The organism is Microcystis wesenbergii NRERC-220 (assembly GCF_032027425.1).
Lineage (GTDB): Bacteria > Cyanobacteriota > Cyanobacteriia > Cyanobacteriales > Microcystaceae > Microcystis > Microcystis wesenbergii_A.
The window spans coordinates 2301451-2324840 of sequence record NZ_JAVSJA010000001.1 but is presented as its reverse complement, the minus strand read 5'-3'; the positions used below and the strand labels follow the sequence as shown (position 1 = coordinate 2324840).

At 44.7% G+C, this 23390-nt stretch carries 17 protein-coding genes and 1 tRNA gene; 8 read left to right on the top strand and 10 right to left on the bottom strand.

All coding sequences use genetic code 11. From position 1 onward, the window contains the following. Nucleotides 1-113: 113 nt before the first annotated feature. Together RAM70_RS11425 and trmFO are read right to left on the bottom strand one after the other, a co-directional pair. Complete coding sequence (locus RAM70_RS11425) at nt 114-611, bottom strand: 2TM domain-containing protein (RefSeq protein ID WP_312673799.1); 498 nt, start codon at nt 609-611, stop codon at nt 114-116. A gap of 61 nt (nt 612-672) precedes the next feature. Next, a complete protein-coding gene (trmFO, locus tag RAM70_RS11420) occupies nt 673-2010 on the bottom strand; it encodes an FADH(2)-oxidizing methylenetetrahydrofolate--tRNA-(uracil(54)-C(5))-methyltransferase TrmFO (protein WP_149986149.1) in 1338 nt (445 codons plus the stop codon). 243 nt (nt 2011-2253) lie between these two features. Here trmFO and RAM70_RS11415 point away from each other — a divergent pair, with 243 nt between their 5' ends. Continuing rightward, complete coding sequence (locus RAM70_RS11415) at nt 2254-2532, top strand: hypothetical protein (RefSeq protein ID WP_002736942.1); 279 nt, start codon at nt 2254-2256, stop codon at nt 2530-2532. Between the two features lie 317 nt (nt 2533-2849). Here the strand turns inward: RAM70_RS11415 and RAM70_RS11410 are convergent, their stop codons facing one another. Beyond that, entirely contained in the window at nt 2850-3929 is a 1080-nt protein-coding gene (locus RAM70_RS11410) for a PIN/TRAM domain-containing protein (RefSeq protein ID WP_045358336.1), read from the bottom strand. 374 nt (nt 3930-4303) lie between these two features. Here RAM70_RS11410 and hemW point away from each other — a divergent pair, with 374 nt between their 5' ends. Then, nucleotides 4304-5476 carry a radical SAM family heme chaperone HemW gene (gene hemW, locus RAM70_RS11405; protein WP_312675894.1) on the top strand — a complete coding sequence of 391 codons (1173 nt, stop codon included), beginning with the start codon at nt 4304-4306 and terminating at the stop codon, nt 5474-5476. Between the two features lie 185 nt (nt 5477-5661). Here the strand turns inward: hemW and RAM70_RS11400 are convergent, their stop codons facing one another. After that, a complete protein-coding gene (locus RAM70_RS11400; protein ID WP_045358338.1) occupies nt 5662-5982 on the bottom strand; it encodes a cupin domain-containing protein in 321 nt (106 codons plus the stop codon). After that, a complete protein-coding gene (locus RAM70_RS11395; RefSeq protein WP_312673789.1) occupies nt 5982-6554 on the bottom strand; it encodes a shikimate kinase in 573 nt (190 codons plus the stop codon). Before RAM70_RS11395 ends, RAM70_RS11400 begins: the two co-directional genes overlap by 1 nt. Before the next feature lie 233 nt (nt 6555-6787). On the opposite strand from RAM70_RS11395, the gene RAM70_RS11390 reads away from it, so the two are divergent. Beyond that, the gene (locus RAM70_RS11390) at nt 6788-7861 is read left to right on the top strand and encodes a Gfo/Idh/MocA family protein (protein ID WP_149978939.1); all 1074 of its coding nucleotides are present in this window, start codon (nt 6788-6790) and stop codon (nt 7859-7861) included. A gap of 51 nt (nt 7862-7912) precedes the next feature. On the opposite strand, the gene RAM70_RS11385 is transcribed toward RAM70_RS11390, so the two are convergent. Beyond that, nucleotides 7913-8248, bottom strand: a complete 336-nt coding sequence (locus RAM70_RS11385; protein ID WP_288002221.1) for an excalibur calcium-binding domain-containing protein — start codon at nt 8246-8248, stop codon at nt 7913-7915. Nucleotides 8249-8700: 452 nt separating this feature from the next. Beyond that, nucleotides 8701-10005, bottom strand: a complete 1305-nt coding sequence (gene hisD / locus RAM70_RS11380) for a histidinol dehydrogenase (RefSeq protein ID WP_045358343.1) — start codon at nt 10003-10005, stop codon at nt 8701-8703. Nucleotides 10006-10200: 195 nt separating this feature from the next. Between hisD and RAM70_RS11375 the strand changes: the two genes are divergently transcribed. Then, nucleotides 10201-10887 carry a hypothetical protein gene (locus RAM70_RS11375; protein WP_312673788.1) on the top strand — a complete coding sequence of 229 codons (687 nt, stop codon included), beginning with the start codon at nt 10201-10203 and terminating at the stop codon, nt 10885-10887. Nucleotides 10888-11050: 163 nt separating this feature from the next. Here the strand turns inward: RAM70_RS11375 and metH are convergent, their stop codons facing one another. The 3 genes from metH to RAM70_RS11360 all read right to left on the bottom strand — a co-directional run bounded on the left by metH (nt 11051) and on the right by RAM70_RS11360 (nt 17149). Further along, nucleotides 11051-14614, bottom strand: a complete 3564-nt coding sequence (metH, locus tag RAM70_RS11370; protein ID WP_312673787.1) for a methionine synthase — start codon at nt 14612-14614, stop codon at nt 11051-11053. Nucleotides 14615-14861: 247 nt separating this feature from the next. Further along, nucleotides 14862-16028, bottom strand: a complete 1167-nt coding sequence (locus RAM70_RS11365) for a SpoIID/LytB domain-containing protein (RefSeq protein ID WP_045358348.1) — start codon at nt 16026-16028, stop codon at nt 14862-14864. Between the two features lie 278 nt (nt 16029-16306). Further along, on the bottom strand, nt 16307-17149 hold the full coding sequence (locus RAM70_RS11360; RefSeq protein ID WP_190380524.1) for a methyltransferase domain-containing protein: 843 nt from the start codon (nt 17147-17149) through the stop codon (nt 16307-16309). Between the two features lie 207 nt (nt 17150-17356). Between RAM70_RS11360 and RAM70_RS11355 the strand changes: the two genes are divergently transcribed. The 4 genes from RAM70_RS11355 (at nt 17357) to RAM70_RS11340 (ending at nt 23282) form a co-directional block, all read left to right on the top strand. Further along, a complete protein-coding gene (locus tag RAM70_RS11355) occupies nt 17357-18562 on the top strand; it encodes an FAD-dependent hydroxylase (protein ID WP_190380525.1) in 1206 nt (401 codons plus the stop codon). Between the two features lie 91 nt (nt 18563-18653). Further along, nucleotides 18654-18727 (top strand) — tRNA-Pro (locus RAM70_RS11350). A gap of 131 nt (nt 18728-18858) precedes the next feature. Continuing rightward, nucleotides 18859-20781, top strand: a complete 1923-nt coding sequence (locus RAM70_RS11345) for a S9 family peptidase (RefSeq protein WP_312673786.1) — start codon at nt 18859-18861, stop codon at nt 20779-20781. A 485-nt stretch (nt 20782-21266) separates the two neighbouring features. Beyond that, entirely contained in the window at nt 21267-23282 is a 2016-nt protein-coding gene (locus tag RAM70_RS11340; RefSeq protein WP_045358352.1) for a GspE/PulE family protein, read from the top strand. Nucleotides 23283-23390: the final 108 nt, after the last annotated feature.

Genomic DNA, 23390 nt, shown 5'->3' with positions numbered 1-23390 from the left:
CATTTTTAATTTAATTATAACCAGCTACTTAAGTAGTCGTGGAAAACTCAACTTTGTGTCCTTTGTGTCTCTGTGGTTCACAAAAACAAAAAAGGCTTAATTTGGCAACAGTATTAAAACTGTAAAAACTTTTTAATTTGTGTCCAAAGATTGGTAAAAGACTCTTTCATTTCCTCCTTAATTTTCCAGCGTTTAAATGCCTCTTCGTAGGCAATCCCTTGATTTTGAAAAGTTTTCCAAGCGGAAAGAGAAAGAGGTAAACCCATCAGCAAAAAGATATAAATTGCCCAAGAAATTGTTCCCGCACTAATTAAATTAATGATAATAAAAAAACTATTAATAATCAGATAGCGAACGGTTTTATGTTTTAGCTCCTCGCGACGAAAGCGATCGAATTCTTGCCGTTTATAACTGACCATTTTTGACTCTTGCCAGTCCTTTTCTGCCGCTTCTAAGTCTTTAACTTCAATAGCTAAATCGTCGGCAATTTCTAACAACTGTTGACGGGTAATTTCTCCCTTATCCCCTTGACGGGAGATAGCCAAATAGAGAATTTCCTGCACATCCTCTTGACTGTAGGATTGGGGAGGGAAAAAATCGGGGTTTGGCATAGCGATAGAGAAAGAAATAGTTTCCTTCTCTATTATGGGCGATCGATTTAGCGATTGACAGTTAGACGAGACAGGGAGTTTTTAACTGATTCATCCATGCTTCTAAATCCTGCAAAGAGCGATCGGCATATTGACCGTAACGTTCCCGTTTATTGCGGATTTTTCTGGTAAAATTCGGCAAAATGCCAAAATTTGGCGGCATCGGTTGAAAATGTTTCGGTTCGGCACTGCTGATAAACTCAAATAATGACCCCATCATTGTTGTGGTTGGCAATGTCACCGTTTCTAATCCTAAAGCTAAACGAGCGGCATTAGTTCCCGCTAACCATCCCCCAGCAGCCGCAGCCGTATAGCCTTCCGTGCCGATTAACTGTCCTGCCGCTAACAGCGTCGGTCGCGATTTAAACTGGAGACTGGAGGATAATAACTGGGGAGAATTGATAAAGGTGTTTTTGTGCATCACCCCCATGCGGACAAATTCGGCCTTTTCTAACCCCGGAATCAGACGGAAAACCCGTGTTTGTTCACCCCATTTTAAATTAGTTTGAAATCCCACCATATTCCACAATTGCCCCGCTTTATCTTCCATTCGCAACTGTATAACTGCGTAGGGACGTTGATCCGGATATCTGGGATCCGCTAATCCCACCGGTTTCAGGGGACCAAAACGCATGGTATCCTCTCCCCGACAGGCTAATTCTTCGATTGGCAGACAAGCCTCAAAAAATTTGGCATTTTCTCGCTCAAAATCCTTTAATTCTGCTTGTTCTGCCTGTTTTAACTCTTGCCAGAAATGCAGGTATTGTTCCCGATCCATAGGACAATTGAGATAGGCGGCCTCACCTTTATCGTAACGGGAGGCCAGAAAAGCGATCGATCGATCAATAGATTCCCCTAGAATAATCGGACTAGCGGCATCAAAAAAGCTCAGATAGTCCAGGCCGGCAAAATTTTGCAGATCTGCGGCTAAAGCAGCACTGGTTAACGGTCCAGTGGTTAAAACGACGATACCATCCCGGGGAATTTCCGTGATCTCCTGACGTTTTAAGGTGACTAGAGGGTGGTTAGCCAAGATTTCCGTCAAATTTCGACTAAATACCCCTCGATCGACCGCTAAAGCCCCTCCTGCGGGGACACTGTGCTGATCGGCCTGAGCAATAACTAGAGAATTTAAGCGTCGTAATTCTTCATGGAGTAACCCGGTGGCGCGATCCACCGCCATGGCACCAAAGGAGTTACTACAGACTAATTCGGCTAAAAATTGGCTATGGTGGGCGGGACTAGAGCGAATTGGGCGCATTTCGTACAGGATCACGGGAATACCTGCTTGGGCTATCTGCCACGCCGCCTCAGTCCCCGCTAATCCTCCACCAATTACATGAATAGGGCGATCGATCATAGTTGGGAGAAAATGGCTAGAGTAGGATTATTTTAGCGTCAGTTCCGAGTCACCAAAAAATAGGGCCGGTCTAGGGCGATCGCATGAAGATTGGGGCTGATCGCAAACTCAGGTTATAATATTAAGGAAGGGATAGAATATTATATTTTATCTCGTCACGGTTTTTGCTTTCGAGAAGGTGGCAACACCGCCCCACTTTCTCACCATCTCCTTCCAGATGGGCTAGTTAGCGGTTTGACTTCTATGAACACCAATTATCTTGAGGAATACCAAAAATACCTAGCCGAATGGCAGAAAATGCTTCTGTCCGCTTGGGGTAATGGTCTTCCCACGACTACACCAGTGTTTGAGTTTCCGGAAACTTTGGTTAAATCCCTTGAATATCAACAAGAATGGGTGAAATCCTACCTAACCGCCCAAGAAACCGCCACCAAAGTTGCCCTCGATAGTCAGAAACAATTCTGGGATAGTTATTTCGGTTTTGCTCGTCAGTCCATGGCTGTAATCAATAAACCAGCTTAATTAGGGTTTGCTGAATAAATCTAAAAACCTTGTTGGACAAGGTTTTTAGACTTTTTTTCCCTCAAAAAGTGCCGACCTTTGGAGTGATTGGGGGGAAAATCCCTGGACTTTTTCCCTGAAAATTAGGTAATTGACCACCTGAAAATGGGTAAAACCCCACACCCCACACCCTACACCCCACACCCTGCCACCAGGAAAAACTTTTTTAGCAAACCCTAGATAGTTCGGTTAGTGACTTAACTTCCCTTAAAAAATGAAATCCCTCAAATACAATCCCCTCCGGCCTTGTATTTGAGGCTTTTTTTGTGTTATTCCCTTTAAGCAATCAGGGAATTTTGGGGTTTAGCAAAAATCATCCGTCCGGCCGAGGTTTGCAGTGCAGATGTCACCACTACCCGCAATTCTCCCCCTAGATAATCTTTTCCTTCCTCTACCACCACCATCGTGCCATCTTCTAGATAACCGATGCCTTGGGTGGGTTCTTTTCCTGCTTTGAGAATTTTCAGATCCAAAGTATCCCCGGGCAAGTAGATCGGGCGTACTGCTTGGGCGAGATCGTTGACATTCAAGATGGTGACTTTTTGCAGATTGGCCACTTTACTGAGATTATAATCGTTAGTGAGCAAGGTGGCGTTAATTTCTTGGGCAAGATGGACCAATTTAGCATCTACGGTGCTAATATCCTCATAATCGGCGGGATGAATGATAATGCGATCAGGGAATTCTTGCTGCATCCGGTTTAAGATGTCTAATCCGCGTCTTCCTCTGACTCGTTTTTGGTCGTTACTGCCATCCGCTAACTGTTGCAATTCCTGAAGGATAAATTGGGGAATGAGTATCTGTCCTTCGATAAATCCTGTGTCTAACAATTGTTCGATACGACCATCGATAATACAACTGGTGTCCACAACTTTGGTGGCGGCAGCTTGCAGGGTCCCTTCTGCCACTAAAATTGATTCCATACTATTGGGGTTAATCAGACGCAAAAAAGTGCGCCCGTGGGTATCAGCTAAACTAACCCCCAGATAGGAAAACATAATACTGCCTAAAATAGCGATTATCGGCTTGATAAACGAGAATTCTCTGGGAATCGGTAGGAAGAAAATCGGGGCTAGGATCAGATTAGCAATTAACAAACCGATAACTAGACCGACCGAACGGGTTAAAATAACTTCGATCGGAGTTTGTCGTACTTGGGTTTCTAGACGACGATAGGTAGTTTGGGCAACTAAACCAAGAGCTAAACCAATAATTGAGGCAAAACCCGCCGATAACCAGCGTAAAGCTTCAATATTGCTGATTTGCGACTGGACAGCAACCGGCAGCAAGTCCACACCACTATAACCAATACTGGCAATAGCGAAGACGAATAGTAAAATTATGACTGCATCAAGCATAGGGATAATACCAGAGAGGATAGGGGGGAATGATGGTAGAAAAATAATGAGTATGAATGCTTTTATATTATATCCGTGGGCCTCTCCTAATTTGTGTCGGGAAAGTTGCTTTCATTCTAGGAGATGTTCTCCCCAGCCATAATACATCTTAACGAAGATCAACGAAATTATAGCCGTCGGGAGTCAGCCTTGAATCAGTTATCAGTTATTAGTTATCAGTCATCAGATACGAGTTACAGCGTTTCTCAGATAGATGAGGTTCGTTCTTGCATCTAAAATACTTGATTAGCAAGGCTTAGTCTGTACCTCACCTTGACGAGAAAGGCTGTATGAGTTCACTGATTACTGATTACTGTTCACTGATAACTGCTTTAATGCCCTATTTTCACCCCATAACCTCGGTTTATATTCATATTCCCTTTTGTCGTCGGCGCTGTTTTTACTGCGATTTCCCGATTTTTGTCGTCGGTAATCACACCAATCCGGCGACTTTTCCCCCTGTGGTGGAGTATGTGGAAATATTACAAGAAGAAATTAGTCTTAGTCAGGGGACGGGGAAACCCCTAGAAACAATTTTTTTTGGGGGGGGGACTCCTTCCCTGTTACCGGCGGAATTATTAGGATCAATTCTGGATACTTTAGCCAAAAAGTTTGATTTTGCGGCCGATATAGAGATTTCTATGGAGATTGACCCGGCTACCTTTAGTGTAGAACAATTACAGGGTTATATTAGCGCGGGAGTCAATCGGGTTAGTTTAGGAGTACAGGCTTTTCAAGAACCATTATTACAGGTTTCTGGTCGATCGCATACCGTTAAGGATATCTATCAGGCAGTGGAATTAATTCAGGGAGTGGGAATAGTTAACTATAGTTTGGATTTGATTTCGGGATTGCCACAACAAACCCTGACAGATTGGGAAAATTCCCTAGAAAAAGCGATCGAACTGCAACCGGCCCATCTTTCCTGTTACGATTTGGTCTTAGAAGCGGTTACTCCTTTCGGTAAACAGTATCAACCGGGGAAAAACCCCTTACCCGATGATGAAACCACGGCGAAAATGTATGTTTTAGCTGGTGAAAAACTAGCTTTAGCCGGTTATCAACATTACGAAATTTCTAACTATGCTAAACCGGGTTATCAATGCCGACATAATCGAGTTTACTGGGAAAATCGTCCCTATTACGGTTTTGGTATGGGGGCTGCTAGTTATCTTCATCAACAACGTTTTACCCGTCCGCGCAAAAGTCGCGACTATTTCGCTTGGGTAAAAGAAGGCTGTCAGATTGACGTGGAGAAAAATAGCTTGATTGATGATCTTCTCGAAACCTTAATGCTAGGGTTAAGGTTAGGGTCAGGGGTGAGTTTACCTGCCATTGAAACTAATTTTGGTTCGGAAATCAAAAAAGCAATTTTAGAGGTCTTAGAGCCGCATAAACAGCGTAATTTAGTAATAATTGAGGGGGATAGCAGGGTCAGATTAAGCGACCCCGAAGGTTTTTTGTTTTCTAATCTAGTTTTAACCGATTTATTTGATCGCTGGCAATAGTTAGAAACTAGATTTTAAGTAGCTGGTTATAATTAAATTAAAAATGGATTTTAGCTTCGATCCTCCCTTAATCCCCCCTTAATACTAGGGTTGATTCATAGTAGGGTTGATTCATGAATCAACCCTACCCTTAATCCACCCTTGATAAGGGGGGTGTCTGACAACTTTTAACACCTACCTACTTACTAGCGATAATGGATAGCTAACCAAATACAAGGGGGATTATTGCTAGTAAATTCGACGCGATGTTTTTGGTGAGGAGGAATCAGGAGATAATCCCCTGCTTGCAGATTAACTTTGTTGCCATCTTCATAACTAATCTCAGCAAATCCCTGTAATAAAATCACCCATTCAAACTCAGATTGATCGTACCATTGACCCCGGGGAGTGGTTTGGCCGGTGGAAATAATTCTTTCTAGACGAATAGCTTGACTTTGAGCTAAAATTTCCAGAATTTCTCGGTCGGGAATTAGTTCAGGTAAATCAAAAATTGAAGCTGCTATCATTAGTTATTATCCCTTTCTGGATGAAAATCTTTAATTACCGTCGGTATTGCTGTTAAAATTTTCTCAACGATATGAGCAGGTGTATCTAGGTCAGAAACAACAATCCGAAGATCTGCTTCTGCATAAAGTCCTCGTCTTTGTTCTAATAATAATTCCAGTTTACTTTCTAAATCAGTGGACTGAAGCAAGGGACGAGAGGTATCTTTTTTTAAACGTTTAACCAAGACTTCGAGAGGAACATCTAACCAAATCATTAAACCGTGACGAAGATAACTCCAATTCATCGGTTTTAAAACCATCCCTCCCCCGGTGGCAATCACAGTTTTAGTCAGAGAGGATAATTCGGCTAAAACTTGGGTTTCTAACTCCCGAAAAGTCGCTTCTCCCTCGTCGACAAAAATTTCCCTGATTTTCTTTCCCGCGACCCTTTCTATTAATATATCTGTATCAAAAAAACGATATTGTAACCGTCGGGAAAGCAACTCTCCCAGGGTGGATTTGCCAGATCCCATCATTCCTAGCAAAAAAACACTTAATCCCCGTAAGGAGTTAAAATCCGTTGAATTGTCCATAGTTAAAATTTAGCTGAATGTAGTCCTCGCTACTCAGGGACGATGTTTTGATAAGCATTTGGGAGTAAAAACCGCGAGATGAAATCAGAAAATCTTCTCAGAACCCCCATTGACACCGACATCGTGTCAGAATCTGGATAACCATGATACCATCTTGGTAATTAATGGACAAAATCAGCTTGATTAATTTAATCAAGTGGTGTGAGGAGTGTGAACACAGGAGTCTAAAATTCATGTCCAATCAACCAGCAAACTTTCCGGGTAACAGAAATCAACTCAAACCGATTAAAGTCGGGATTATCGGGGTCGGTAACATGGGACAACACCATAGTCGCATCCTGAGTTTATTAAAAGACGTGGAATTCGTCGGGGTGGCCGATGTCAACGTCGAAAAGGGACTGGAAACTGCCAGTAAATACCGAGTCCGTTTTTTTGAAAATTATTTAGATCTCTTACCTAGGGTAGATGCGGTTTGTATCGCTGTCCCCACGCGGTTACACCATCGAGTCGGGATGGACTGTCTGCAAGGGGGAGTACATACCTTGATCGAGAAACCGATCGCCGCTAGTATTAGTGAAGCGGAATCTTTAGTCAACGCAGCAGCCGATCACGATTGTATTCTGCAAGTGGGTCATATCGAGCGTTTTAATCCCGCTTTCCAAGAGTTATCGAAGGTCTTGAAAACCGAGGAGATTTTAGCGATTGAATCCCATCGCATGAGTCCCTATTCCCAACGCGCTAATGATGTGTCGGTGGTGTTAGATTTAATGATCCACGATATAGATTTAATTTTAGAATTAGTCGCCGCTCCCGTGGTGAAATTAACCGCTAGTGGTAGTCGCGCTGCCACTGATTCCGGTTATCTCGATTATGTCACTGCAACCCTTGGTTTTAGTAATGGAGTGGTGGCTAATTTAACCGCTAGTAAGGTGACTCATCGCAAGATTCGCCGTTTAGCGGCCCACTGTAAAAATTCTCTCACGGAAGCGGATTTTCTCAATAATGAAATCCTCATTCACCGGCAAACCACCGCTAACTATAGCACCGATTACGGTCAAGTTCTCTACCGTCAAGATGGTTTAATTGAAAAGGTTTATACCAGCAATATTGAACCTCTACACGCGGAATTAGAACATTTTGTTCATTGTGTGCGCGGTGGGGACCAACCTTCTGTCGGTGGGGAACAAGCTTTAAAAGCTTTACGATTAGCTAGTTTAATCGAACAAATTGCCCTTGATGGTCGCGTTTGGCAACAATCGGACTGGAATTATCAATATCTTAATTCTCCCGTGATTACTGCTTCTTGATTGTTTTTACCCCGATTCTTTAAGTGAGAGAATTGGGGTGAGGAAACAAAATTAGTTATCTGGAAAACTTTCCCAACATTTTTCTGAGGATTTTTTTCCACACCATTGACTTTCACAGGGAACTCCATCACCGTCTCCATCCATTTTGACATTGGGGCAATTTCTCAAGAAAAAAGTCGCTTCTGCACAGGATATCATCTGGGAACAGTGAGTTCTACCATCGCACCGAAACTGTGGAGAAGGACTAGGTTTTTTCTGGGGAGTGGGACGATTATTGTTGTTAGCTACGGCTAAATTATTGAGGGTTTGATTGCCAGAAATTGGTGATTTTATTGATATTTGTTCGCTCAGAAAACCCAGAATTAAAATAACAATTACTTTTTTCATAAAATGCTTGCCTGATTCTCTGCTCTTATCATAGTACCAGATAGGAGACGGGGTGCATCCCACATTTGCAGAAATACCGACAATCAGCAATTATCAGTGACTCTTAAATTAGTACAAAAATATGAACAATCGCGTGTAAGCATCCCACCGAAAAGCTAATGCGCTCCGGGGTTTGGGGGCGGCACCACGCCCCCAACGGGGTAGGGTTGATTCATGAATCAACCCTACCTTGAATCAACCCTACCTTGAATCAACCCTACGCCCCCAACGGGGGGTTTGGGGGGTTCTACCCCCCAAAAGCTTGGATTGAGTGATAAAACTAAAAGTAACGTCCAATTTTAGGAGAAAGTTTCCCCTGAAAAATACCAAATTAGTAGATTGACAAAAATGAGATACACCCTAGGAGACAGGATAATAAATCAGAGTTATTCCCCGTTTCCTATTCCCTGTATTTAGAGTAAAATTTCCCTCTGTTGAATTGCTAATTTATGGGCGGGAAAACCCTCGTACTCGGCTAAAGTTTTCGTGGTTTCTTTTAACTTTTCAAAGCCTTCAGGGGTGACATAAGCCAAAGTGGAGCGCTTGAGAAAATCATAAACCGAAACCGCCGAATAGGAACGGGCAAAACTTCCTGTCGGCAGCACAGCATTGACTCCGATGGCGTAGGTAGCCATAGAGGAAGGAGTATGATTTCCTAGGAGAATTTCGCCAGCATTTTTAATCTTGCCCAGAATGGCAAAAGGATTACTAACTAAAACCTCGAGATGTTCCGGGGCGTACTCATTGACAAAATCGAGGGATTGCTGCAAACTATCGGTTAAAATTATGCCCCCATAGGCGGCTAAACCCGCCTCACAGAATTCCCGTCGCCAATCCGGGAGTTTTTGCAGGTATTCCTGAGCATATTCACTAGCAGCGATCGCTAAATCTTCACAGTGGGTGACTAATAAAGCCGCCGAATCCGCCCCGTGTTCCGCTTCAATTAATAAATCCAAGGCCGCTAAACGGGCATCGGTGGACTCATCGCCCAAAACTATCGACTCACTCGGACCTGCCGGTAAACCCACATCCACAGTACCGAACAGTAACCGCTTGGCCGCCGCCCCATAGACGCTGCACGGACCGGTAATTTTGTCAACCCTTTTGATATTTTTTGTTCCCAAAGCTAAAGCGGCGATCGCTTGTACGCCACCTAACTTATAAATTTCTCTGACTCCAGCCATGCGCGCCGCCACCAGAGAAACGGGTTCCACGTTGCCCTGTTTATCGGGGGGAGTGCAAACGACAACTCTTTCCACTCCTGCCACCATTGCCGGTATAGCTAACATTAACATCATCGAAGGAAAAGCACCGCGGCCCCGGGGAACGTATAAACCCACATTGGGGATAGGAGAGATTTTTTCGCCAGCAAAGACACCGGTTTCAATTTCTGCCAGTTGCATTTCTTCCGGCATTTGGCGACGATGTACCTCTTGAATATTCCGGAAAGCCTGTTCAATGGCGGTTTTTACTTCCGGTTCAATTAACTGAAAAGCCTGCTCAAATTCTGCCTCGCTGACTTTGATATTTTCTACCGTTGCACCTTCGTAGTCAAAACGCCGCACATAGTCCACAACGCCGGCATCCCCCCGCTCCCGGATGGTTTCTATCACCGTTTGAGCGACTTTGAGGGCGTTATCAATATCTAACTCGGCTCTTTTCTGAAGTTTTGCCCGTTCCGCGCTACTTAATTGCGAAAGTTTTAATATTCTGACCACTATGGCTGCTCCTACTGCCCCCGTCCTCTCAAGAATAACGGGGAATCTGAATCTTTATTTTTATTGTAACCTTTGGGGGAGTGCTGGCTTTTCAGTGATCAGTAAACAGTAACCAGTAATTTGTTAAGCTAAAGGCTTTATTGCCAGATTCTTTCTCTTGCCTCTTGCCTCCTGCCCCCTGCCTCCTTGGGTATAATGCAGATCATGTTTAAGCTCTCTTGCTGTTCTGTAAATGCGATCGCTCTTGGTTTATTATGGGGGGCGATTAGTCCGGTGTGGGCAGAAACGGAGTTAGACCTAGACCCGAAAATTCGGCAAGAAAGCCCGGTTTTAGAGCGTTGGTTAGAAAAAATACCCGATATCGCCGAAGATATTCGCCGCGATCCTAGTTTTCGCACTCGTATCCGTTTAGGATATGCAGAGTTTCCTTCTACCGATAATTCCAGTGGCGTGATTTTGGGGGTAGAAGATGTGTTTTTCGGTCAAACCAGTTTAACCCTAAGCGGCGATTATCAGACGGCTTTTAACGGCAAAAGGACGGCAATAGGAGCAAATTTACAATACTATCTCCTCCCTTTGGGTGATTATGTCAATCTGGCTCCCATGGTGGGCTATCGTTACATTCAAACGGGAAATTACAGCACCGATGGGCTTAACTTAGGATTAAAGCTCAAATTAGCCCTTTCTCGCACGGGGGCAGCAGATATCACCGTCAGTCAGAGTTTTATCTCCCCGGGGGGTGCTAACGAGGTGGGATTAACTACTCTTTCGGTTGGTTATGCGATTACCTCTAATTTACGTTTAGCTGCCGATATTCAAGCCCAAAATTCCCGCGCGCGTAAAGATAGCTCCGTGGGAATTTTACTGGAATGGCTGCCCTAATTAGGGTTTGCGGCAAAAAGTTTTTCCTGGGTGTAGGGTGTAGGGTGTGGGGTGTGGGGTGCGGGGTGTAGGGTGTGGGGTGTGGGGTGTGGGGTTTTACCGATAAAAACTCACACCTGATAACTGAATCACTGATAACTGATCACTGATAACTGATCACTGATTAGGTACTAAAGTATTTAGCAGTGGGGTGATAGGTGATGATGGCGGTGGTGGATTGTTCTGGGTACAATTGTTCGCTTTCGTCCATAGACATCCCAATGCGATCGCATCCTAACAGATCTAATTGCTTGTATTGGTCCTGAATATTGGGACAAGCGGGATAGCCGAAACTATAGCGAGAACCCTGGTAACGCTGTTGCAGTATATCGCGGATATTATCGGGATCGAACTCTGCGAAACCTAACTCGCGACGGATGCGGGTGTGGGTCCATTCGGCCATGGCTTCGGCGGTTTGGACAGCCATGCCGTGATAATAGAGGTATTCAGTATATTCGTTGGCATCAAAGAGAGATTTAGCGTATTCCGTGGCGATTTCCCCCACTGTCACCGCTTGCATCGGGAAAACGTCGATAATACCGGATTCCTGCGGGGCGAAAAAGTCAGCAATACAGAGACGACGAGCGGATTTCTGGCGAGGAAACTCAAAAATGGCGATCGGTTGCAGATTTTCGGGTTTTTCGCCCGCTTGTATCGATTCGGGATCGTAAATTAAGAGGGAATTACCGGAGGATTGACAGGGAAAATAACCATAAATTAATGTGGGGTTTAGTAAATTTTCCTTGACAATTTTCTCTTTCCATGCTGTCAGAATTGGATGAACTTTTTCCTGTAAAAACTCGTCGTATTCTTGCTTCGATTGGCTTTTGGGTTTGCGGAATTGCCATTGACCGACAAATAAAGCTTGTAGGTCTAAATACCAGAAAACCTCCTCGATGGGAATTTCTGCTGCCGTTAATATTTTAGTACCCCAGAAGGGCGGTGTTGGTCGGGGAATATCAACTTCCACCGCTTCCGAACGACGGGTATCAATAACTAATTCTTTGTCTAGGGTTCCATCGGTAAAAATAGTATCGGGATTAACCTCTAATTCTTCTGCAACAACCGTAGTTTTTTCTGCCTCGGCACACTCCGCTAAAAAGCCTTTGCTATCATCCCATTGACCCCCAGCTTTAGCGGGCATTAATTTATCCATAAAATGCAGGTCAGAGAAGGCATCTTTTCCATAGATAACCTGCCCCTTGTAGGTTTTTTGACAGTCATCATGGACAAATTTGGGAGTTAAAGCTGCCCCACCAAGAATAACAGGAACGGTGATTCCTTTTTCATTAAAAACCTCTAGATTTTCCTTCATAAAAGCCGTCGATTTCACCAATAAACCGCTCATGGCGATACAATCGGCCTTATGTTCTTTGTAGGCTTCGATGATATTTTCTACAGGTTGTTTAATGCCCAAATTAATCACCCTATAGCCGTTATTGGTCAAGATAATATCAACTAGGTTTTTACCTATATCGTGAACATCCCCTTTAACTGTTGCGATAATAAAAGTCCCTTTGGCATTATTATCACCCTCTTTTTTCTCCATAAAGGGTTCTAAAAAGGCAACGGCTGCTTTCATAGTTTGGGCAGATTGGAGAACAAAAGGTAACTGCATTTGTCCTGAACCAAATAACTCACCCACTACCTTCATCCCATCCAGGAGGAAAATATTAATAATATCTAGGGGTGGATAGTCCTGTAAAGCTTGCTTTAAAGCCTCTTCCAGTCCCAATCTTTCCCCATCAATAATATGCTGTTTTAAGCGTTCCTCCACGGGTAAATTAGCATTACTAGAGGGGTCTTTTTTAGTAGTTTTACCCGCAAATAATTCGGTTAACTTGGTCAGGGGATCATAAACACATATATCGCCATCAAAACGACGATTATCATAGATTAAATCCCGACAAACTTGCTGATATTCTGGTTCAATTTTTGCCAGAGGAAGAATCTTATTAGCGCTGACGATTGCGCCATCCATACCCACCTGCATCGCTTCGTGGAGGAAGACAGAATTTAATACCTGACGCGCTGCCGGATTCAACCCAAAAGAGATATTAGACACACCTAAAAGAATGTGACATTCGGGCAGTTCTTGGCGAATTCGTCCCATTGCTTCGATGGTAGCCTTGCCATTTTCTCGGTCTTCTTCGATACCGGTAGAAATCGGTAAAGCTAAAGGATCAAAAAAGATTTCGTAGGGAGGAATTCCGTATTCTGTCGCCGCATAATAGGCCCGTTTAGCTATCTGGAATTTTTTCTCGGCAGTGCGTCCCATTCCTTCTTCATCAATGGTTCCAATTACTACCCCCGCGCCGTATTTTTTCGCTAAATCCAAGACTTGATAAAAACGCGATTCCCCGTCTTCGTAGTTAGTAGAGTTGAGGATACATTTACCCCCCGCTACTTTTAACCCCGCTTCCATTTTTTCCCATTCGGTGGAATCTAACATTAAAGGTAGGGTGACATTATTAACTAAACGAGAGGCTAATTGGTGCATATCGCGCACCCCATCCCGGCCCACATAATCGACGTTGACATCGAGAATATGCGCTCCTTCTTTTACCTGAGCTTTCGCCATAGATACTAAACTATCCCAGTCTTCAACATTGAGCAGTTCCCGACATTTTTTAGAACCACTGGCGTTTAATTTTTCCCCGACAATCAGGAAAGAATTATCTTGAATATAGGGTTGGGTACTGTAGATAGAAGCGGCGGAGGGTTCATAATGATAATGACGAGATTTCGGAGTTAAACCCTGACTTAGTTCCGCTAAAGCTTGAATATGGTCGGGACGAGTACCACAACAACCGCCGATAATTTGTACTCCCAAATCTTCGATAAAGTGCATTAAAGCCATTTTTAATTCTACGGGAGTGAGGCGATAATGCGCTTGACCGCCGACATTTTCCGGTAAACCAGCGTTAGGAATACAAGAAACAATAAAAGGGGAATTTTCCGAGAGATATTTAATATGGGGTTTCATCAAATCAGGACCAGTGGCGCAGTTAAGTCCCAAAATATCGATTTTATAGGGTTGTAAAATAGAGACAACGGCGTTAATTTCCGTTCCTACTAACATCGTTCCCATGGTTTCCATCGTCACCGAAACCATTAGGGGCAATCGTTGACCTTTTTGCTGAAATACTTCTTCAATAGCATTTAAAGCCGCTTTAATTTGCAGGACATCCTGACAGGTTTCTACTAATAATAAATCTGCCCCGCCATCGTACAGACCCTCTACCTGTTCCACATAGGCATTTTTGAGAGTATCAAAGTCTATATGACCCAAAGTGGGCAGTTTTGTCCCCGGCCCCATGGAACCCGCCACAAAACGGGGTTTTTCGGGGGTAGAGTATTTATTAGCGCAAGCCTTGGCCAGTTCGGCGGCGGTTTTGTTGAGATAATAGGCTTGATCGGCTAAATCGTACTCGGCTAAAACTATCGAGGTTCCCCCAAAGGTGTCGGTTTCAATCACATCCGCACCCACGGCTAAAAAGGCTTCGTGGACTTTGGCTACGGCGCTAGGTTTAGTATGGACAAGATACTCGTTACACCCTTCGTATTCTGCCCCACCAAAGTCCTCGGCCGTCAGATTTTGGCTTTGTAGGGAAGTTCCCATCGCCCCATCAAAGACGAGGACGGGATGCTTGGGGCCGTTGAGGTAGTCGAGAAAGGGGCTATTCATAGAGAGATTTACTGCTATAGCATTTTGAAAGTTTATTGTAATACGGTTACTAGAAATCTGCTATGGTCGGCATTTCAGTGATCAGTGATCAGTTATCAGTTATCAGCTTCTGAAGGCAAGAGGCAACAGGCACTCGTGCAAAAGACAGAATCTGGCAATTCTCCCGGCTCCGGAGCTTCCATACAGTCTTAACAAGTAATTTAGATAGTCAACAGCCTAGCACCAGCGATCGAGAAAGCCTATCAATCTAATTTTGTAGAACTAGACGGGCTAAACCAACTCCGGGATAATAATTACCGAGAATTTGTTGATAATCTAGGCCTTTTTCCGCTAATTTATAAGCTCCAGTTTGACTCATGCCGCGACCACCGTGGGCCCAAGCGACAATTTCATCGGTGGCGGCATAAAGAGACTCGACTACACCCCCTTTGTAACTGAGAATCTGCCCGGCAGTGGCATTAACCGCCTGGTGAGTCGATTGATACTCCGAGCGAATGCCTTTATATACCTGCCAGCGTTGGCTATTGCCCAGATGAAACCAAGCATTAGCGGGGCGGATTATATGTACTAGAGCATAGGAACGAGCGGCGATCGCTTGTGCCTTTAAAGCGTGCATTGGCGCGGTGGAGTGCATTTCACTACCCACCACACTATAGAGATAGGCCTCTAAATTAACATGATTGACCACTAACAAGCGATCGCCTTGGGCAACCAGCAGCACTTTGCCCCGATACCAACCATCATCCACATAAACTAAACCATCGGCACTGGTGGGCTGCACAAAAATCACCTCTGGCAGCGATAAATCGCCCATTTTTAAGCCATTGGCACCTGGAATGACCGGTAAACCCTCGTTAGTGGCAATCGTTTTTAAACCGCGACCTTGGCGATCTGTGATCACCGCCGGTCCGTTAACTCCAATCAAAACACTGGCCACATCCCTTTTGATCGCCACGCGAATTTCTATGGCCGGCGGCGTATAATTAGCGGGAACCACTAAGGGTTGTCTAGTCACCGGTTTAACTGCGGCAGCGGGGGAAGTATTAGGGGAAGTATTAGGGGAAGTTTGAACCGATGGCGCTAATTTTTTCGGCTCCGAGGGGGAAGATTGGGGAGAGGGCGCTGATTTTGGAGTCGCAGAAGATTGGGGAGAGGGGGATAGTTTCGGCGATGGCGCGATTAAGGGTGCGATCGGAGATGGAATAATAGGGGAAGGGAAGGGAGCAGTCTCTAGATTTGCTTGCGGTTGCGGGGTTTCTGGTTTTTCCTTGGCTAAATAAGTTAAGAGAATTGGCGTAAAAGTAGCGATCGACAGCAAAGGAACGGCACAATGGCGCAGCAGGGAAAAATAGGCACTAGCAGAAAATTTCACTTTGATCACACCGTCTTGAATTTTTTTATCTAACTTTATCATTCCCCGATGCAAAAATTTTTTATATCGCTCTTCTGGGAGTCTGGGGAAGAGAGATAAGATATATAGCCTGAAATCGAGAGGTGGTCTATGGTTAAGCCACGCCCAGGACAACCAACAGTTAAATTTATTGATGACTACTGCGAAAACTATAGAGGCCGCCAATTCAGAATTGAATTGGCGAAAGAAAAACTCGGCCAATAGAATGAAAGGAAAAAACTTTTGCAGCTGCCAGGGGGAATTAGACTAGGATCGCTGGACTTTAATTATGGCCCAGCTGATTATTTTTTCCCTTGCAGTAAGCCAAAACGAATTAAACCCGACTCGTAACCGCGCCGCATTAACCCTAAAGATAATGCCCCTCGGATAGTAGTGTAACCGCTTGCTAACAAACCTGCGATCGCATCTGTGGTTAGGGCCGAGTCAATCACCACATCCCAAAAAGCGGCCACCGATAGGGACCAATCATCGGTTTTTAGGTCTTGAAAGCCAACTTCACGGGCAATATCGGCGTATTCTGGCAAAGAAATCACATATGGCAGACAATAAACCTGATAAATCTCGTTTAATAGTCTAATCTCCCCTTCCGTTAAATTACCAGCGAGGGAAGTGGTCGGACGATGACACCAAGTAGCCATCAAAAAAGTCCCCCCGGGCTGCAAAACCCGATAACATTCCCGCAGAAATTGCCTTTTATCGGGCATATGTTCGCCACTTTCCAATGACCAGACCAGATCAAAATTATCGTCAGGAAAGGGTGTTTTTAGGGCATCAGCCACAAGAAAACTGACTTGTTTTTCTAAATTGAACTCTTGCGCTCTTTGGCTGGCTCTAACGGCTTGTACCGGGGAAAGGGTAATCCCCACCCCTTGGCTGTGAAATTTTTCGGCCAGATAAAGGCTACTGCCACCAATACCACAACCCACATCAAGAATCTGATTAGCGCCGGTGACATTTCCCCAAGTTAATAATTCTTCTATTAAATCAATTTGTGCCTGACGGCGATCGAGTTTAATCTTGCCACTCCGACCGTAGTAACCATGGTGCAGATGTTCGCCCCAAATCCTTTCCCACAGTCCACTAGAGGAGTCATAAAAATCGGCTATTCGTTGATAAAGTTCCATGGTGATTTCCTAGTTAAGAGAGGCACTCTTGCCAGAGAGCCAAAACACTTACTTAACCCTAACCCGAAACTCTCGGCAAAGGACAAAACCCTTTCAAGTCTATCAATGGCTAGGTGGGGTGAAGAGAATCAAACCCGACAGCAACCCCGAAAATCGTGTCAGAATAGATCATTGTAGTCACTGATTATCTTTGAGAAAAATATTTATATGTTAGGACGGGACAGCTACGATTTAATCATTGTCGGGGGCGGTATAGTCGGGACCACCCTAGCGGTGGCTTTAAAAAATACAGGATTAAATATCGCTATGATCGAGGAACGCCCCCTAGAGGTGGCCGCCTCCCGTCGTCAAGCTTATGCCCTCTCGTTGATGTCGAGCCGGATTTTTACAGGCTTGGGTATCTGGGATAAAATCTCGCCCAGTATCGGTAAATTTCGTCATATTCGCCTTTCTGATGCCGATTACCCGATTTTTGTACCCTTTGTGGTCGATGAGCTAAAAACCGATTATTTGGGCTATGTGGGCGAACATCAAGTGATTTTAACCGCCCTGCACAAGGCCAGCCAAGATTGCGATCGCATTGAGTGGTTATCCCCTGCTAAAGTGTTAGAAGTGGAGTACGGAGCAGAAACAGCGACTGTCACCCTGGAAGAAGCCGGTCAAACCCGAAAAATCACCACAAAATTAGTCATCGGGGCCGATGGAGCCAGATCCGCTATCCGGCAAGGGGCGCAAATTAAAACCAAAGGTTGGAAATATTGGCAATCCTGTGTCGCTTTCACCATTAAACATCAACTTGATCGCAACGATACCGCCTTTGAAAGATTTTGGCCCACCGGTCCGATGGGCATTTTACCGCTCCAGGGTAATCGCTGTCAGATCGTTTGGACAAATCCCCATGGCGAAGCGAAAAAACTGCAAGAAATGCCCGAAGGGGAATTTATCGACAAATTAGAAGCATATACGGGGGGATTACTGGGAAAAATAGCATTAGTTAGCCCCCGCGCTCTCTTTCCCGTACAGTTAATGCAGAGTGATACTTATGTTAAACCCCGACTGGCTTTAATTGGTGATGCCGCTCACTGTTGTCATCCCGTCGGTGGTCAAGGTTTAAATTTAGGCATTCGCGACGCGGCCGCTTTAGCGCAGGTATTAAAGGAAGCAGTGGACAAGCAAGAAGATATAGGAGCGCTTTCTACCCTAAAATCCTACGAAAAATGGCGTAGATCGGAGAATTTAGCGATTTTAGGCTTCACAGATTTTCTTGATCGCTTGTTCTCCAATAACTGGCCGCCCATCGTTGTCATCCGTCGTCTAGGATTGGCAATTATGTGCGGTTTCCCCCCGTTGAAATTGTTTGCCCTGCAATTAATGACGGGATTAAAAGGACGTATTCCCCAATTAGCTAGATAGCTGGCCACTAATTCCGCGGATGGGGCAGAAAGGAAGAAAAAAAAGCTTGCAAAATGCTGCGATTATCGCTATGATGGTTAAGGTTCAATATCGGGGCGTAGCGCAGCTTGGTAGCGCACTACTTTGGGGTAGTAGGGGTCGTGGGTTCGAATCCCGCCGCTCCGATTGCAGAAAAACAGAGAGTTAGGTAGGGATGCAACCAATCTCTACCTTGTCCTGTTTACTCGAAATTTTCTTAATTGATCAGCGTTTCTGATCAAGTTAGTTCACCATTAAGATCACTGCTTTAGTAGAAAATGTCTAATCAAATATCAGCTTACGGTTCCTGGAAATCACCGATTACCTCCGATCTAATTGTGGCAGAATCGATTAGTCTTGGCGGTGTAACTCTAGATGGAGAAGATATTTATTGGTTAGAAGGCAGACCACAGGAAAAGGGGCGAAATGTTTTAGTTAAATTAAACCCCGACGGCACAACCCCAGACATCACCCCAGCACCTTTTAATGTGCGAACTCGTGTCCATGAATACGGGGGAGGTTCCTATCTAATTGTTGCCGGAATTATCTATTTTTGTAATTTTGCTGACCAAAGAATTTATCGCCAAACTGCTGATAGTTTACCCCAACCTCTGACCCGAGAAAATTCCTGTCGTTATGCGGATTTAATTCTCGATGAATTTCGCAATCGTTTAATCTGTGTTTGTGAAGATCATAGCCAAAAAGATCGGGAACCGGTTAATAGTATTGTCAGCATCGATGTGGATACGGGAGAAATAGAAACTTTAGTATCTGGCGATGATTTTTATACCTCTCCTCGCCTAAGCACCGACGGTTCTCGATTAGCTTGGATTAGTTGGAATCATCCTAATATGCCCTGGGATAGTTCTTTTCTTTGGGTGGCGGATATTAATAATCTTTATTTGAGTAATATTCGGGTCATTGCTGGTGGTGAAAATGAGTCAGTATGTGAACCGCGCTGGTCTGCCGATGAACAGTTATATTTTACCAGTGATCGCAATGATTTCTGGAATTTTTATTGCTTTAACCATGATGAACAAATCGAACCAGTTCTTGAACCGATCGAGGCTGAATTTGCCTATCCTCATTGGGTTTTTGGTTTATCTAACTACGGCTTTGCTGGGGAATCCCAGATTATTTGTAGTTATACAAAAGATGGCCGTTGGTATTTAGGAAGTATCGATACTCTTAATCGAGAATTCCGAGAAATTATTACTGCTGATACTAACATTTCTTCCCTACAAGTTAGCGAGAGCAAAATAGTTTTTATTGGCGGTTCTTTCAGGGAAGTAACCGCGGTTATCTCACTGTATTTAGCCACAGGAACGAGAGAAATTCTCAAATCTTCCAGTAATTTAACTATTTCTAGCGATTATTTCTCGATTCCAGAAATGATTGCTTTTCCCACCAGTCAGGGACTAACGGCATCTGCTTGGTATTATCCCCCCCAAAACCCCGATTATACCGCCCCCAATGGCGAATTACCGCCCCTTTTAGTGAAAAGTCACGGTGGGCCGACGGCCGCGGCCACCTCTAGTTTAAGTCTAAGGGTGCAATACTGGACCAGTCGCGGCTTTGGCTATCTAGATGTCAATTATGGCGGTAGTACGGGTTATGGTCGTCAATATCGTCAGCGTTTGCTGGGAAATTGGGGAATTGTCGATGTGGAAGACTGCATCAACGGGGCAAAATATTTGGTTAATCAGGGATTAGTCGATGGGGAAAGATTGGCAATTTCTGGAGGCAGCGCCGGAGGTTATACAACTTTAGCGGCCTTAACTTTTCATGATACTTTTAAAGCAGGAGCTAGTTATTACGGAGTTAGTGATTTAGAGGTTTTAGCCACCGATACCCATAAATTCGAGTCGAGATATTTAGATAAATTGGTGGGACGTTATCCTGAAGAAAAGGAAATTTACTATCAGCGATCACCTATTCATTTTACTGCTCAGTTATCCTGTCCGGTGATCTTTTTCCAAGGTTTAGAAGATCGAGTGGTTCCACCCAATCAAGCGGAAATGATGGTAGAAGCTTTAAAAGCGAAAGGTTTACCCGTTGCTTACGTTCCCTTTGCGGGAGAACAACACGGATTTCGTCAAGCTGAATCGATCAAACGAGCATTAGATGCAGAATTTTATTTCTATTCCCGTCTCTTTGGTTTTACTCCTGCGGATAATTTAGAACCAGTAGAAATTAAGTAGGGTTTATGGCTGGCACTTTTTGAGGGCAAAAAAGTCTAAAGATATTATCTCACAAGGTTTTTAGATTTATTCAGCCAGTAGGGTTTGCTGAAAAAGTTTGCTGATCGGGTTAGGAGTCGGTCGTCGGTCGGGGAGGTCAGAATAACAGAATAAAGCAAAAAGGTTAAGTGTAACTGGTGCGGGCGATATTTTACCCCATCAGAAAAGTTTAATTACTATAGCGCCACTGTCATGATGATAAAACGGCACTCGATCGGTTTCAAGCTGTATCCTTAATAAGGGAGCAGTCAAGCTAGGAGTCTTGTGAGAGGAAAGTCACAGGCCCGGTTCTGAAGGGGAGGGGATGGGGGCGACGACCTTCTCGACCCCTAATATATAAGCGACCCCAATAGGTTGTCAGTGATCTAGAAAAATTTTGGCTAGGATGTAATTTTACTGAGAAAATTGGGGATAATCAAGGGTAGTGGAGAGGTTAAGAATAGTCTATGACATTTTCTTCCAAGAAAACTCGTGCCGTTGCCCTGCCCAATTACCTTTCCCCCTTTGGTAATAAGTTGGTGCAGTCGGGCTATATCGGTGCCGAGCAAATGCAACAGGCCCTAGTGGAAACACGGAAATCGGGACGATCGCTAGTAGAAATATTAAAACAACTAACCGGGCGCCCTTTGCCCCCGGATTTGCAGCGACAGCATAAGAAAAACCAGTTGTTTGAATTAAAAATTCTCTACGGAGTTGAATCGATCGACGCCGAGTTGAGCGATGTGGATGGGCTGGAAATAGCCCGGTTGATCGATTCTTTGATTCCCATCGATCTTTGTCGTCGCTATCGTCTCATCCCCCTGGGACAGATCAAAGGAGAGGCAACTACGATTTTGATAGCCATGGTCGATCCTGACAACCTAGAGGCTAGCGACGATATCAATCGTATTCTCCGCCCCAGGGAGTTAGGTATACAGCGTTTAGTGATTACCAGCGAGGACTATGAAAGATTACTGGAAAAATTCCACCAGGCCCAATCGCAACTAGAACAGGAAAAAGCCCGACTCGAAAAAGAAAAAGAACTGGAAAAACTCTCGGATATCACCGACATTGTCGGCACTATCGATGTGCTCAGCAATGTCCCTAACGATGAAGTGGCCGATGATCTCGGGGTGGGGGACGCTAATCAAGCCCCCGTCATCAACCTGGTCAATAAAATTCTAGCTAAGGCCCTGCAGGAAGGCACTTCTGATATTCACATCGAACCCCAAGAAGAATTCCTGAAAATTCGCTTTCGCAGAGATGGAGTTCTTTATCAAGCTTTTGAGCCGCTGCCGAAAAAAATTACCCCGTCGGTCACTGCCCGTTTTAAAATCATGGCCGATCTCGATATCGCCGAACGTCGTCTTCCCCAAGATGGTAAAATTCGGCGGATGTATCAAGGGCGGAAAGTGGATTTTCGGGTTAATACCCTGCCCAGTCGCTATGGCGAAAAAGTCTGTTTGCGGATTCTCGATAACTCAGCTACCCAGTTGGGTTTAGATAAACTGATCACCGATCAAAATACCCTGGCAATTGTCCGGGAATTGGCCAGTCGTCCCTTTGGTCTGTTGCTGGTTACAGGTCCGACCGGTTCGGGGAAATCCACCAGTTTATACTCGGTTTTAGCCGAAAGAAATCACCCCGGAGTTAATATTAGTACAGCCGAAGACCCGATCGAATATTCTCTACCAGGCATCACCCAGGTACAGGTAATTCGCGAAAAAGGCATGGATTTCGCCTCGATTCTCCGGGCCTTCATGCGACAAGACCCGGATGTGATTCTGGTGGGAGAAACTAGGGACAAGGAGACGGCCAAAACAGCGATCGAGGCGGCCTTAACTGGTCACTTGGTCTTAACTACCCTACACACTAACGATGCCGCAGGTGCGATCGCTCGCCTCGATGAAATGGGGGTTGAACCGTTTATGATTTCCGGTTCTCTCTTGGGAGTCTTGGCCCAGCGTCTGATGCGGCGCGTCTGTACCGAGTGTCGAGTCGCCTATCACCCCAGCCAAGAGGAATTAGCCCGTTTTGGTCTTGCCGCTGCCAATGAACGGGAAGTGACCTTTTATAAGGCTAATACCCTAACCATAGAGGAAATTCAACAGGCGCGAGATCAAGGTAATCTTTGTACCAAATGTGGTGGCAGCGGTTATAAAGGTCGCGTCGGGGTCTATGAGGTAATGCAAAATAGTGAACGACTGCAGCAGTTAATTAACCAAGGAGCAACCACCGATCGCATTAAGGAGGCGGCCGTCGATGAGGGCATGGTGACACTCCTAGCTTACAGTTTAAATCTGGTGCGGGAGGGTTACACCACCCTCGAAGAAGTGGAACGGGTGACATTTACCGATTCTGGTCTGGAAGCGGAATTAAAAGCCAAACGGAAAAGCGGTTTAACCTGTCGTGGTTGTCGCGCCGAACTACAACCAGAATGGCTCGATTGTCCCTATTGTATGACACCACGATTTAGTGATTAAGACAGTTTTTCAGGTATCAGTTATCAGTTATCGGTTATCAGTTATAAGATTTGAGTTTTAAGTAAGGAGTATTAAGTGAGTAGTCTTAAATAGCAATTTCCTAAGGTC

Bases quoted from the DNA above. Each gene is read 5' to 3' on its own strand.
- hemW (WP_312675894.1), top strand. From the start codon at position 4,304: ATGCCCTATTTTCACCCCATAACCTCGGTTTATATTCATATTCCCTTT.
- metH (WP_312673787.1), bottom strand. From the start codon at position 14,614: ATGAATAGCCCCTTTCTCGACTACCTCAACGGCCCCAAGCATCCCGTC.
- trmFO (WP_149986149.1), bottom strand. From the start codon at position 2,010: ATGATCGATCGCCCTATTCATGTAATTGGTGGAGGATTAGCGGGGACT.
- RAM70_RS11415 (WP_002736942.1), top strand. From the start codon at position 2,254: ATGAACACCAATTATCTTGAGGAATACCAAAAATACCTAGCCGAATGG.
- RAM70_RS11390 (WP_149978939.1), top strand. From the start codon at position 6,788: ATGTCCAATCAACCAGCAAACTTTCCGGGTAACAGAAATCAACTCAAA.
- RAM70_RS11345 (WP_312673786.1), top strand. From the start codon at position 18,859: ATGTCTAATCAAATATCAGCTTACGGTTCCTGGAAATCACCGATTACC.
- RAM70_RS11360 (WP_190380524.1), bottom strand. From the start codon at position 17,149: ATGGAACTTTATCAACGAATAGCCGATTTTTATGACTCCTCTAGTGGA.
- RAM70_RS11410 (WP_045358336.1), bottom strand. From the start codon at position 3,929: ATGCTTGATGCAGTCATAATTTTACTATTCGTCTTCGCTATTGCCAGT.
- RAM70_RS11355 (WP_190380525.1), top strand. From the start codon at position 17,357: ATGTTAGGACGGGACAGCTACGATTTAATCATTGTCGGGGGCGGTATA.
- RAM70_RS11385 (WP_288002221.1), bottom strand. From the start codon at position 8,248: ATGAAAAAAGTAATTGTTATTTTAATTCTGGGTTTTCTGAGCGAACAA.
- RAM70_RS11340 (WP_045358352.1), top strand. From the start codon at position 21,267: ATGACATTTTCTTCCAAGAAAACTCGTGCCGTTGCCCTGCCCAATTAC.
- RAM70_RS11425 (WP_312673799.1), bottom strand. From the start codon at position 611: ATGCCAAACCCCGATTTTTTCCCTCCCCAATCCTACAGTCAAGAGGAT.
- RAM70_RS11400 (WP_045358338.1), bottom strand. From the start codon at position 5,982: ATGATAGCAGCTTCAATTTTTGATTTACCTGAACTAATTCCCGACCGA.
- RAM70_RS11395 (WP_312673789.1), bottom strand. From the start codon at position 6,554: ATGGACAATTCAACGGATTTTAACTCCTTACGGGGATTAAGTGTTTTT.
- RAM70_RS11375 (WP_312673788.1), top strand. From the start codon at position 10,201: ATGCAGATCATGTTTAAGCTCTCTTGCTGTTCTGTAAATGCGATCGCT.
- RAM70_RS11365 (WP_045358348.1), bottom strand. From the start codon at position 16,028: ATGATAAAGTTAGATAAAAAAATTCAAGACGGTGTGATCAAAGTGAAA.